The 12813-nt window shown below is 65.7% G+C and carries 11 protein-coding genes; 7 read left to right on the forward strand and 4 right to left on the reverse strand.

The window, feature by feature from the left end; genetic code table 11:
• Positions 1–55: 55 nt before the first annotated feature.
• Complete coding sequence (locus AC1MCA_RS19585) at positions 56–1795, reverse strand: DUF349 domain-containing protein (protein WP_479799993.1); 1740 nt, start codon at positions 1793–1795, stop codon at positions 56–58.
• Between the two features lie 67 nt (positions 1796–1862).
• Positions 1863–2663 carry a peptidylprolyl isomerase gene (locus tag AC1MCA_RS19590; protein WP_479799994.1) on the reverse strand — a complete coding sequence of 267 codons (801 nt, stop codon included), beginning with the start codon at positions 2661–2663 and terminating at the stop codon, positions 1863–1865.
• A gap of 236 nt (positions 2664–2899) precedes the next feature.
• Between AC1MCA_RS19590 and hisS the strand changes: the two genes are divergently transcribed.
• Complete coding sequence (gene hisS / locus AC1MCA_RS19595) at positions 2900–4282, forward strand: histidine--tRNA ligase (RefSeq protein WP_479799995.1); 1383 nt, start codon at positions 2900–2902, stop codon at positions 4280–4282.
• A 6-nt stretch (positions 4283–4288) separates the two neighbouring features.
• On the opposite strand, the gene AC1MCA_RS19600 is transcribed toward hisS, so the two are convergent.
• Positions 4289–5533, reverse strand: a complete 1245-nt coding sequence (locus AC1MCA_RS19600; RefSeq protein ID WP_479799997.1) for an APC family permease — start codon at positions 5531–5533, stop codon at positions 4289–4291.
• 110 nt (positions 5534–5643) lie between these two features.
• Between AC1MCA_RS19600 and aspS the strand changes: the two genes are divergently transcribed.
• The 4 genes from aspS (at position 5644) to AC1MCA_RS19620 (ending at position 9720) form a co-directional block, all read left to right on the forward strand.
• A complete protein-coding gene (gene aspS, locus AC1MCA_RS19605; protein ID WP_479799998.1) occupies positions 5644–7416 on the forward strand; it encodes an aspartate--tRNA ligase in 1773 nt (590 codons plus the stop codon).
• A 70-nt stretch (positions 7417–7486) separates the two neighbouring features.
• Positions 7487–8278 carry a GNAT family N-acetyltransferase gene (locus tag AC1MCA_RS19610; RefSeq protein WP_479799999.1) on the forward strand — a complete coding sequence of 264 codons (792 nt, stop codon included), beginning with the start codon at positions 7487–7489 and terminating at the stop codon, positions 8276–8278.
• A 156-nt stretch (positions 8279–8434) separates the two neighbouring features.
• Positions 8435–8887 (forward strand): hypothetical protein, encoded by a 453-nt coding sequence (locus AC1MCA_RS19615; protein WP_479800000.1) that lies wholly within the window; start codon positions 8435–8437, stop codon positions 8885–8887.
• Positions 8888–8922: 35 nt separating this feature from the next.
• Positions 8923–9720, forward strand: a complete 798-nt coding sequence (locus AC1MCA_RS19620) for a DODA-type extradiol aromatic ring-opening family dioxygenase (protein ID WP_479800001.1) — start codon at positions 8923–8925, stop codon at positions 9718–9720.
• An 11-nt stretch (positions 9721–9731) separates the two neighbouring features.
• Here AC1MCA_RS19620 and AC1MCA_RS19625 read toward each other — a convergent pair whose 3' ends face one another.
• Positions 9732–10403 carry an acVLRF1 family peptidyl-tRNA hydrolase gene (locus tag AC1MCA_RS19625; RefSeq protein WP_479800002.1) on the reverse strand — a complete coding sequence of 224 codons (672 nt, stop codon included), beginning with the start codon at positions 10401–10403 and terminating at the stop codon, positions 9732–9734.
• 83 nt (positions 10404–10486) lie between these two features.
• On the opposite strand from AC1MCA_RS19625, the gene AC1MCA_RS19630 reads away from it, so the two are divergent.
• Together AC1MCA_RS19630 and rpsD are read left to right on the forward strand one after the other, a co-directional pair.
• Positions 10487–11905 carry a replication-associated recombination protein A gene (locus AC1MCA_RS19630; protein ID WP_479800003.1) on the forward strand — a complete coding sequence of 473 codons (1419 nt, stop codon included), beginning with the start codon at positions 10487–10489 and terminating at the stop codon, positions 11903–11905.
• A 244-nt stretch (positions 11906–12149) separates the two neighbouring features.
• Entirely contained in the window at positions 12150–12776 is a 627-nt protein-coding gene (rpsD, locus tag AC1MCA_RS19635) for a 30S ribosomal protein S4 (protein ID WP_056340296.1), read from the forward strand.
• Positions 12777–12813 lie beyond the last annotated feature (37 nt).

Below are 12813 nucleotides of genomic sequence, written 5' to 3' on the forward strand. Positions count from 1 at the left end.
GCGCCGGTTATGTGGATAACCGGAGCCGGGCCTGGACCGCGTGGCGGCTGGCGTTCTAGGACAGTTCGCTGGCGGACCGCTGGATCTGGTCGAGCCAGGCCTGCCGTGCCTCGAGGGCTTCCTTGGCGGACTTGATCTTCCGCTGGTCGCCCAGCTTTTCAGCCTTGGCCAGATCGTCCTGCAGGCCGGCGATAGCTGCCTCCAGCTGTGACAGGGCGCTGTTGGTGCGCGCCTTGGTCTCGGGGTTGGAGCGCTGCCAGTTTTCCTCTTCTGCGTGGCGGACGGCGTCCTCCACCTTGCGGAGTCCGGCTTCGATCCGTCCCATGTCGGCGCGGGGAACCTTGCCGGCCTCTTCCCACCGGTCGCGGACCGACTGGAGTGCCTTCTTGGCGGCCGCGAGATCCTTGACCGGCAGGATGGCGTTGGCTTCGACCAGGAGGGCTTCCTTCACCGTGAGGTTGGCAGCATATTCCTGGTCGATCTCTTCGTTGGCTGCCTGCCGGTTCGTGAAGAACACGTCCTGGGCGGCACGGAAACGCGCCCACAGGGCGTCGTCGTCCTTGCGGCTGGCCCGCGGCGAGGCCTTCCACTCATCCATTAGGCGCCGGTACTCACCTGCCGCGAAACCCCAGTCCGTTGAGGAAGACAGTGCTTCCGCCTCGGAAATAAGCTTCTCCTTGGCCGTCTTCGCAGCGGAGTTGGTGCTGTCCAGCTGGGAGAAGTACGCACGGCGGTGGCGGTCAAAGACAGTTCGGGCGGCACGGAACCGCTTCCACAACGCGTCCTCGTTGCTGCGTCCCAGCCGGACCCCGCTCTTCTGGGCGGTCTTCCAGCTCTCAAACAGCTCGTTCATCCGGGCGCTGGAGGTCTTCCACTGGATCTGCGCGGGATCCTGGCCGGAGATCTCCTCTGCCTCGGCCACGATTGACTCGCGCGCAGCGAGTTCGGCGGCGCGAACGGCGTCGTGCTCTGCCTTCTCAGACTTTTCGAGCTCCGAAATCTGCCCGGAAAGGGCATCAAGGCGTGCTTCGGCGGCGCGGAGGTCTCCCACCATGTTCCGCTCAGCCACCTGCTCACGCAGGTGGGTGACGGTCTTCTGCATGTCCGTGCTCGGCGCCTTGGAGCTGACGCGCTGTTCGAGGAGCACTATCTGGGCGACGATGTCGTCATACTTACGGGCGAAATAGGCGAGGGCCTCGTCATTGCTGACGTCGGGGTACTGGCCTACCGGGTGCTCTTCGCCGTCGACGGTCAGGAAGACGTGGCCGTCGCCTTCGACGCGGCCCCAGCGGGAAGCTTCCGCAAGTGACGTCGCGGACGCAACCGGCGCAGGTGCGGCGGCCGGAGCAGCCGCTGCCGGCTTGGGCCGGGCGGCGAAAGCCGCCGGTGACGGTGCGGGACGCGGCGCGGGTGCAGGAACGGCTGCAGGCGTGGGTGCAGGAACGGCCGGGGCTGCTGCCTCCTGCGCGGGGCTCTCCTCTTCCGTAGCCGTAGCCGTAGCCGTAGCCGTAGCCGTGGCGGCCCTGGGCGCTTCGACCTTGGCGGGCGTGTCGGCGCTGTCCTGGGCCTCGGCTTCAACAGCTGCGGCAGGCGGGGCCTCGCTACCGCCGCCATTGTCCCCGTCAACCGGGGCCGGTGCGGCCGTGTCGGCTTCAGCCACGGGTTCCTCGGCTGCGCGCTCTTGTTCCACGGTTTCTTCAACCGTGGCCGGGTCAGCTGCTGCCTGGTCAGCAACGGGGGCCGTCGCTTCGGTCAGGTCAGCTGCTGTTTCGTCGGATTTCTGACTGTCTGTCACCGCTAAAAGTCTTTCGCTTGGAGGGAAATACTCATGTGCTGCACCGCAGCCAATAAGGCCGGGCTTCCTACTTCAGAGAAAACGAGTCTATCGTGACGGGCTGCGCAGGTGCGCCGTCCGTTGCGTTGGAACCGGGGGTGATGCCGGCGGAAGCAATGCTGGTCACTGTCTCAAGTCCGGAGGTCACCCTGCCCACCACCGTATAGCCCCCGGCGGAATCCGCCGGAATCACTGTGTCTTTATAGACAATGAAGAACTGCTTGCCGTTTCCGTAGGCGTTGTCGCCTGAACGCGCGACCGCGATGGTCCCGGCCGGATAGGTGTTGTCGGCCGGCGTGTTTTCCAGGGGGCCCCAGGTGTAGTCGGGATCTGCAGAGGCACTCGCTCCACCGCACTGCAGCAGGCTGAATGTTTCGCCCGTGGTCAGGCGGTGGCAGGCGCTCCCGTTGTAGGAACCCCCGTCCGCCAGTGCCTTGAGGACCGCGGCGGCCTGGGGTGCCTTGGTGCCGTCGATCTCCACGCCCAGCGCGTTTCCGTTGAGTGTCATTTCGCCGGTGAACACCTTGCCGGCAGCTGTGTCCGCCGCAGGAATGTCTGGACCGTTGGTTGGCTGTGCAGACGGAGTGGCTGACGCGGAAGGGCTCGTCAGTCCGGCTTCCAGCGCCGCGAACTCGTCCTCGGTGGGGTTGCCGGAGAAGGCAGTGAGTTGAAACACGACGGCGAGCACCACAGCGGCGGTTCCGGCACCAGCGGCGATGAGGTTGTCCCGCTTCCGCCGGGACTCCTGGTCCCGCCGCAACTCGCGCTTTGCCTCCATCTGCTGGATGCGCCGTTTGGCTTCGCGGGCACTGCGTGAACTCGCCGCCAAGGATCCTCCTGTGTGTCGGGCCGCGCCTGGTCCGTTGAAGAACCGGGACACGGTTGCTGTGGGGCAGCCTTCGGGACGCCGTAAGCCGCATTAGAGATGCAGGCGGATGGCGCATAAACTGACTGCCGCACATAAGTTTATGCATGACTGACTGGACTGCAGCCGTTCCTGGCCCCGTTTCGGGGGGAATGAGGAGCAAAGTAACGGTCACCCTGAGTAAGAGGAGAATTTCCACCATGGCACGCACAGCCTCCTTGTCCGGATTCCCCGAGTGGCTTCCCGAGGAGCGGCTGGTGGAGATGCATGTGCTGGATACGCTCCGCAAGGTATTCGAACTTCACGGTTTCGGTTCCATCGAGACCCGGGCCGTGGAGACGGTCGGACAGCTGCTGCGCAAGGGCGAGATCGATAAGGAAGTGTACGGACTAAGCCGCCTCCAGGAGGACGACGACTCTGCGGATGCGGCCAGGGCCGGCAAGACCGATCCCCACGCCCTTGCACTCCACTTCGACCTGACGGTGCCGTTTGCGCGCTACGTGGTGGAAAACGCCGGATACCTTGCCTTCCCGTTCCGGCGCTACCAGATCCAGAAGGTCTGGCGCGGAGAACGCCCGCAGGAAGGACGCGCCCGGGAATTCACGCAGGCGGACATCGACGTTGTTGGCGACGGCGAGCTGCCCTTCCGTTATGACGTTGAAATTGCCCTGGTCATCGCGGAAGCGCTCAGCGCCCTGCCCATCCCGGACTTCCGCCTCCGCATCAATAACCGGAAACTGGCCGAGGGTTTCTACCGCGGAATCGGCCTGGACGACACCGCCGGTGTGCTGCGCAGCATCGACAAGCTGGAAAAGATCGGCCCCGCCAAGGTTGCTGAACTGCTGAAAACCGAACTCGGTGCGTCCGATGACCAGGCGCAGCTGGCGTTGAAACTGGCGGCCATCCGCACCGAAGACACCTCCTTTGTGGCCGAGGTCCGCGCACTGGGCGTCAGCAACGACCTGCTCGAGGAAGGCCTGAACGAACTCGAACAGGTGATCGACGCCGCAGTGCAGCGTGCGCCCGGCAAGGTGATTGCCGATCTCAGCATTGCCCGCGGCCTGGACTATTACACCGGCACCGTGGTGGAGACAGTGCTGGTTGGCCATGAGCAGCTCGGTTCCATCTGCTCGGGCGGCCGGTATGACGCGCTGGCCTCGAAGGGCAACCGCAAGTTCCCCGGGGTCGGCCTGTCCATCGGCGTCACCCGGCTGGTCTCACGGATCCTCAGCCAGGATCTCGCCAAGGCTTCCCGCTCCGTCCCCACCGTGGTGCTCGTGGCGCTCACCAATGACGACAGCTGGGGTTCCGCGCAGGACGTCGCCGCCCAGCTTCGCAGCCGCGGCATAGCCGCGGAGGTTGCCGCCAGGGCAGAGAAGTTCGGCAAGCAGATCAAGTTCGCTGACCGCCGCGGCATTCCTTTCGTCTGGTTCACGGACGACGACGGCAATCACCAGGTGAAGGACATCCGGTCCGGCGAACAGGTGGTTGCCTTTCCGGAGATCTGGGCGCCGCCGTCGGAAGATCTCACCGTCCAGGTCACCACCGTTGAGCAGGAGACGGCAGCAGCCCAGCCTGCCTGACGCAGCCTAGCGGCGGAGCCGGAGCACCAGGTACCTGCCTGCTGCTCCGGCTGCCAGGACGGCGGCCATCCCCAGGACCGATGCCGGCGGCAGTGTGAAGGCCAGGAGCAGGCAGCTGAAGAAGCCCGCTACGTTGAGCCATTTGGGGGCGTGGGCCGGGTGCTCCTCAAGGGTGTAGGCCGCGGCATTGGCCACCGCGTAGTAGATCAGCACGCCGAAGCTTGAGAAACCCACCACGGTCATCACATCGGTGGTCAGCAACAGGAGCACGACGGCGGCGGCGACGCTCAGTTCCGCGACGTACGGCACGGTGTGCTTGCCGCCGACCCTGGCAAGGGGGCCGGGCAGATCACGTTCCCTGGCCATCGCCAGCGCAGTCCTTCCGATGCCGGTGATGAGCGCCAGGAGCGCCCCGAGGCATGCTGCGGCCGCACCGGCCTGGACCAGCGGCGCGCCGGCCCCGAACCGCGAGTTGGACACGGCGTCCAGCAGGGGAGCCGTGGACGCCGCGAGCCGGCCGTCGGGTAGATGGTTGAGAAGGAGCACAGCCATGGCGAGATAGATGACGAAGGCGCCGGCCAGGGCGGCGAGGATGGCCCGGGGAATGGTCTTCGCGGGATCCCTGACCTCTTCGCCCAGGGTGGCGATCCGGGCGTAGCCTGCGAAGGCAAAGAACATCAGGCCGGCGGCCGGCAACACGCCCCCGATTCCACCAGCCGGGGCGGGGCCGGCCACGGCTCCGGCCGGATGCGGCCCCAGGATGGCGGCAGTGGCAACAAACGCCAGGGTGGCCACCACAATCCCGAGGAGGATTTTGGTCAGGAGCGCGGTGCGGGTGATGCCGAACAGGTTCACTGCAGTCAGGGCGACCACCGCTGCGATGGCAATCGGCACGGCATAGGAAGGTGCGGCGTAATAACCGAACGTGAGCGCCATCGCCGCGCAGGAGGCCGTCTTGCCGGTTACGAATCCCCAGCCTGCCAGGAATCCGGGCCATTCGCCCAGCCGCTTCCGGCCATAGACGTACGTCCCGCCGCTGGCCGGATACTTCGCGGCCAGTTCGGCCGAGGCAACGGCGTTGCAGTACGCCACCGCACCAGCCAGGAGCACGGCGAGGACCAGGAAGTTTCCGGCCAGGCCCGCCGCGGGGGCGAAGACCACAAAGACGCCCGCCCCCAGCATGGATCCGAGTCCGATGGCAGTGGCGTCAACTACGCCCAGCCTCCGTTGTAGCTGCCGGTGCGGTGACATGGGGGCAGGTGCGCCTTTCCAACGGGTAAACTCAGACGGGATTGTTCCCGGAACGATCCTAAGCACTTTTAGTTCTTGTTTTCCTGCTGTCTCTTTCAGAAAGGCGTGCTGTGCTGCGCACACATGACCTCGGATCGCTTCGCTCCGAGCACATTGGACAAACCGTAACCCTGGCCGGCTGGGTAGGCCGCCGCCGAGATCACGGTGGTGTCGCATTCGTGGACCTGCGCGATGCCTCCGGTGTGGCCCAGGTGGTGGTCCGGGAGGAGGAAGTCTTCCACGGCCTGCGCAACGAGTACGTTCTCCAGATCACCGGCACCGTTTCCAAACGGCCAGACGGCAACGAGAACCCCGCCCTGGCAACCGGCGAGATCGAGGTCATGGCGGACAAGGTGGTCATCCTCAACACCTCGGATCCGCTGCCGTTCCAGATTGACGAGCACGTTGAAGTAGGCGAGGAAGCCCGCCTGAAGCACCGTTACCTGGACTTGCGCCGCCCCGGCCCGTCCCGCAACCTCCGGTTGCGCTCCGAGGCCAACCGGATTGCCCGCGAATTGCTCCACCAGGACGGTTACGTCGAGATCGAGACGCCCACGCTGACGCGTTCGACGCCGGAAGGCGCCCGCGACTTCGTTGTTCCCGCACGCCTGGCGCCGGGCTCCTGGTACGCACTTCCGCAGTCCCCGCAGCTCTTCAAGCAGCTCCTTCAGGTTGGCGGCTTCGAGAAGTACTACCAGATCGCGCGCTGCTACCGCGATGAGGATTTCCGCGCGGACCGCCAGCCGGAATTCACCCAGCTGGACATCGAAGCCAGTTTCGTGGATCAGGACGACATCATCGCCCTGGGCGAAAACATCGTCAAAGCACTGTGGAAGCTGATCGACGTGGAAATCCCCACGCCCATCCAGCGCATCACCTACGCAGACGCGATGGCACGGTATGGCTCGGACAAGCCGGACCTCCGGTTCGGCGTTGAGCTGACCGAGCTGACGGAATTCTTCAAGGACACCAACTTCGGCGTCTTCAAGGCCCCGTATGTCGGTGCCGTCGTGATGCCCGGTGGCGCTTCCCAGCCGCGCCGGACCTTGGACGGCTGGCAGGAATTTGCCAAGCAGCGCGGCCACAAGGGCCTGGCATACGTCCTCTTCAAGGAAGACGGCGAACTGGCCGGCCCGGTTGCCAAGAACCTGACTGACACGGAACGTTCCGGCCTGGCTGACGCCGTGGGCGCCAAGCCCGGCGACTGCATCTTCTTTGCCGCCGGTGAAAAATCCGCCGCGCGCGCCCTCCTCGGTGCTGCGCGTGTGGAAATTGGCCACCGTACCGGCCTGATCGATCCTGGCGCCTGGGCCTTCTGCTGGGTGGTTGACGCGCCCATGTTCGAACCGGCGGCCGCAGCCGTGGCTTCCGGCGATGTGGCCGTCGGCGCAGGCACGTGGACCGCCGTCCACCATGCCTTCACCTCGCCCAAGCCCGAGTTTATGGACACGTTCGATCAGGACCCGGAATCAGCCCTTTCCTACGCCTACGACATCGTCTGCAACGGCAACGAAATCGGCGGCGGTTCCATCCGTATCCACGAGCGCGATGTCCAGGAACGCGTCTTTGAACTGATGGGCCTGGACCGGGCAGATGCCCAGACCAAGTTCGGCTTCCTGCTGGAGGGCTTCAAGTTCGGCGCCCCTCCGCATGGCGGCATCGCGTTCGGTTGGGACCGTGTGGTGGCGCTGCTCGCAGGCGTCGAGTCCATCCGCGACGTCATTGCGTTCCCGAAGACCGGCAACGGCTATGACCCGCTGACCCAGGCCCCGGCCCCCATCACGGCCCAGCAGCGCAAGGAAGCCGGCGTCGACTTCAAACCGGAAGCCAAGAAGGCCGACTGATCTGAGATGCCGCAGTCAAAAGGCTCCCCGGGACACCGGGGAGCCTTTTGCATCGGGAAGGTGGTACGCCGTGACAGGTCCAACCCTGGAGGAACTTGAGGTCCTGATGGACGCTGCATGGCCCGCCCCGGACTCTGCAGCATCCGCGGGATGGGTCCTCCGCGCGGCGGCCGGGGTGACCCAGCGCGCCAACTCGGTATGGGCCCGGGATCCGGGCAGTGACCCGCACCATCAGCTGGGCGCCTTGCGGGAGGCCCGGCTGTGGTACCGGACACGGCGGCTTCCGCTGATCTTCCAGGTGTTCGCTGATCAGCGTTCAGCTGCCTTGGATTCCCTCCTGGACGGCCAGGGCTTCACGCGGCAGTCCGAGACCCTGATCATGACCCGTGATTCTGCCTGCGCGGGCGGACCGGAAGACATGCCGTCCGGCGTCGAAATGTCCGGGACGCCGTCTGAAGAATGGCTGCAGCTCTGGTGGAGCGTCGACGGCCGGGGCGGCCCGGCCGAGCGGGAGACGGCCCGCACCATCCTGACCGGCTGCCCTTCGCTGTATGCCCTGGTGCGGTCCGACGACGGCGTTCCCGCCGCCGTCGGACGGCTCGCCCTTCCTGACCGTGCCGGCGGTCCGGGTGGCGTCTACTGTATGGCCACCCGACCGGACGCCCGGCGGCGCGGCCACGCTAACCGGATCCTGCAGGGGCTGCTGTGTGACGGAGAGGCCCGTGGCCTCAGCAGCTACTGGCTCCTCGTGACGGCTTCCAATGCCGGCGCCCTGGACCTCTACATTGGTTCCGGATTCGCGGAGGCTGGCCGCTACCTCTATCGGCAGGAAAGGCCCAAGCGGCATCTGACCGGCTGCTGATACAGCGTGGCCGTTGCAGTTCCTCACCCGGAAAGGAAACGGCCAATGTCCAATGCACAGCCCAAGCGGCATCCAGACCTGTCCAAATACCGGTTTGGGACTGGAGGGTGGAGCAACGAGGGTGCCGTCCGTGCCTACTCTTGTGAGGAGTGGGGTTTGGGAGGCCACAGTGCCACCGAATCATCCAACATGGCCAACAGCTTTATTGGCCAGAGCATCGTCGCACTGCTGATGACCGTCCCCGCTGTCCTTGCCCCCCTCGGAGTGCTCTTCGGGATCGTGTTAACGCTCAGCTCGTTCCCGGATCCGGGGGACGTAAGCATGGGCTTGGTAGGGATTGTTGTCTCCCTCCTGTGCACTCTCCTATTCACCGGCGGCTGGCTCCTGAGCATCGGTTCCCTTCGCAGCGAACTCCGTGCACGCAAGCTCCGCAAGCCCAAGGGACTACCAAAGCCCATGTACGCCGTCACCGACGATCAGGCACGCAGGTGGTTCGAGCAGCATCCCGGAACCCTTGAAATCACCAGGGAGAACTTCCCGTACAGTACCCATCCCTTTCCTGGGGAGCCGGGCTTAATTACTCCCAAGGGAACCGATAAATCTTTATAGTTGAAGCTTCAATAAAATTTGGCTATAATGTTTGTATGACGCAGACATCAGGCCTCCCTCCCGTACTCTTCCTTAGCCATGGAGCGCCGCCGCTTGCCGACGACGCCACCTGGACGCGGCAGCTCCGCGACTGGTCCGGCACTTTCGGCAAGCCAAAGGACATCCTGATGGTGTCGGCGCACTGGGAACATGCCCCCGTCACGCTCAGCGCCACCCGGCGTGATCCCGGCCTGGTGTACGACTTCGGTGGCTTTGCCCAGAAGTACTATGAGGTCACCTATGGCGCTCCCCAGGCCCCGGGGCTTGCCGCGGAGGTCGAACGGCTGGTGGGCGGCCACGGCCACCATGTCGAGCGCGACGAGGGCCGGGGACTGGACCATGGGGCGTATGTGCCGCTGAAGGAGATGTACCCGGAAGCGGACGTTCCGGTTGTCCAGATGTCGATGCCCACGCTCGATCCACAGGGCCTTTTCAACCTCGGCATGTCCCTGGCCCCGCTGCGCGACCGCGGCACAATGATCGTCGGTTCCGGGTTCACCACGCATAACCTCCGCTGGTTCAACCCTGCGGGAGGGCCGGACAGCACCCCGCCGGCTGCCTCCAGCGAATTCGACCAGTGGGCCGAAGAAGCCATGGCCCGCGGCGACGTCGACTCCATCCTGGATTTCCTGCACAAGGCCCCGGCGGCACGGGAAGCGCACCCGCGCAGCGAGCACTGGGCTCCGCTGTACGTGGCACTTGGCGCCGCCTACGGGTCCGGCACCATGGAGGCCAAGACGGCAATCGACGGATTCTGGTTCGGGCTGTCCAAGCGATCCTGGACCCTCACCTAGGCAACACGCCGTCAGGCCGGATCGGTCACCTGGATCCGGACGGCGCAGGCATCCACGGCCGCCTTCCGGAGCACCGCCGACCTGGGGTCGGGGACGTCCAGGTAAGCGAGCCTTGGCAGGCGTGCATAGTCCTTCAGGAGCGGGTCCTCCAGTACCAGGTCAGCCAGGGTGCGGTCCCCGCCCGGCACGATGTATTCAAACGACTGGCCGCCGAACACCAGCCGGGCCTGCCCGGCAACGGCCTGCACCAGGGAATCGGCCTGATTGGTGCGGCGGCGGGCAAACCGCTGCTGCGACTGCCCGCCGGCAGCCGTTTTTGCCTGCACGTACTTGGAGCCCACCTTGGACGCCACGATCAGGCCCTCACTGGCTACCCCGATCCCGTAACCTCCCCGCCTGACCAGCAGAAGTCCAACCCGGCGCGGCTGGGAGGCAAGGGAGGCGAGTCTCTCCAAAGCATCATTCCCGCGTCCGGGGCGTCCATCAGCCGGCCACGGCGCCTGCAACAGTGCACTGGCGCCGTCGGCTGCACGGAGCCGCACGCCGTCGTCGTCCTCTAATACCTCGAAGCCGCCGTGAGCGGCACCGAACCGGCCCGCCCAGCCCATCAGCCGGGGTCCCGGAATGTAGGCCGTCCGGACGGACGCCGGACGTCCGTTGCCGGCTGCGGCGTGTGCGGTCATTGCTGGACCCCTGGTGATGGACTGGGAATTGACGGACGTCCGGACGCGGAAAACGTTGGGCGAACTAGAAGTAGCCTATCTATGTGGATGATCTCTTCGGCCAAGGGCCAGGCAATGACGACGACGACGGCGAGAGTCCGTCGCCGTCCGGCGGAAGTTCGGCCCGCCGGAACTCATCGCCCCGCAGCCCGTTGGCGGTCCGCATGCGTCCCCGCACCCTGGACGATGTGGTGGGGCAGCAGCACCTGCTGGGCCAGGGATCGCCGCTGCGGCAACTCGCCGCAGGCACCGACGCCGTGGGCCCGGCAGGTCCGAGCTCGCTGATCCTCTGGGGGCCGCCCGGTACCGGAAAGACCACGCTCGCCCACGTGATCGCCAAGGGGACCGGGCGCAAGTTTGTGGAACTGTCCGCAATCACCGCAGGAGTCAAGGATGTCCGGCGGGTCATGGACGACGCCCTGACGGCCCGGGACCTCTACAAAACCACCACGGTTCTTTTCCTCGATGAAATCCACCGGTTCAACAAGGCCCAACAGGACGCACTGCTCCCAGGAGTGGAGAACCGCTGGGTGGTCCTGGTGGCGGCCACTACCGAGAACCCTTCCTTTTCCGTGGTTTCCCCGCTGCTTTCCAGATCCCTGCTGCTGACACTGAAACCCTTGACAGAAGCGGACATTGAGGGGCTCCTGCAGCGGGCCGTCGCTGACGAACGCGGGCTCAACGGCAAAGTCGAGCTGAGCGCGGAAGCGCTGGCCCACCTGGTCCGGCTCTCGGGCGGCGACGCCCGGCGGGCGCTGACCGCTTTGGAGGCTGCCGCCGGGGTGGCTTTCGGCGACGCCGATGACGTTGACACGGCGGAGGCTCCCGTCACTGTTGAGCTGAAGCACACGGAGCGGGCCCTCGACGTGGCAGCTGTGCGCTATGACAGGGCAGGCGACCAGCACTACGACGTCGCCAGTGCCTTCATCAAGTCCGTCCGGGGCTCTGACGTGGACGCGTCCCTGCATTACCTGGCCAGGATGCTGGAGGCAGGGGAGGACCCGCGGTTCATCGCCCGCCGCATCGTCATCTCCGCCGCCGAAGACGTGGGCATGGCGGACCCCACTGCATTGCAGACTGCCGTGGCTGCCGCCCAGGCGGTCCAGCTGATCGGCATGCCCGAGGCGCGGATCGTGCTGGCCGAGGCTGTGGTCCATCTGGCCACCGCCCCCAAGTCCAATGCCGCCTATCTGGGCATCAACAAGGCAATTGCAGACGTCCGGGCAGGCCTGGGCAACGGAATCCCGGCGCACCTGCGTGATGCGCATTACCCCGGATCCAAGCAGCTGGGGCACGGGCTGGGCTACAAGTACGCCCACGACGCGCCGCACTCGGTGGCTAGCCAGCAGTACCCGCCGGATGATCTGCTGGGCCGCGACTACTACGAGCCCACCGCCAACGGCGCGGAGCGGGACATTGCCGTGCGCCTCGAACGGCTCCGGAAGATCATCCGCGGAAGCTGATGTGCAGCTGATGCGGCAGCTGCCGGACCAGCCGGACCGGCCGGTGAAGTGCGCCGACGGCGGGAATCCTGCTAAGATGGTTCGTTGTCTGGCAAGGCACGGACGCAATCCCCAACATCCTTCAGTAATTTCTGCTGTTTGTCGGGGCAGCCCTGTGCCCAGTAGCAAAAGGCAGCGGTTGGCCGATGCTCTCCATCGTGGAGGCCAGTAACACTGACACACCGCAGATATTGGAAGGACACAAGTGGCTAACAACACTCGTGCTCGCCGTACAGCACGCCTCTCGCGTGCACTCGGCATCGCTCTGACCCCCAAGGCCGCCAAGTACATGGAGCGCCGTCCGTACGGCCCCGGTGAGCATGGCCGTGCCCGCAAGAAGCAGGACTCCGACTACGCCGTACGTCTGCGCGAAAAGCAGCGTCTGCGCGCCCAGTACGGCATCCGCGAAGCCCAGATGACCCGTGCCTTCGAAGAAGCACGCCGCACCAAGGGCCTGACCGGTGAAAACCTGATCGAACTGCTCGAAATGCGTCTCGACGCCCTCGTGCTCCGTGCAGGCTTCGCCCGCACCATCGCCCAGGCCCGCCAGCTCGTTGTGCACCGCCACATCATGGTTGACGGCATCCGCGTTGACCGCCCGTCCTTCCGCGTCGGCGAGGGCCAGCTGGTCCACGTCCACACCCGCAGCGAAACCATGGTTCCGCTCCAGGTTGCCGCAGCCGGCGCGCACCGCGACGTCCTTCCCCAGGTTCCCGCCTACCTGGACGTCAAGCTTGACGCCCTGCAGGCACGCCTGGTTCGCCGCCCGAAGCGCTCCGAGGTCCCCGTGACCTGCGAAGAGCAGCTCGTCGTCGAATTCTACGCACGCTAAATCCCAGCAGCGTATCCAAGGAAGCCCGTGGCAAGCG

This window comes from Arthrobacter sp. BK1, assembly GCF_056680055.1.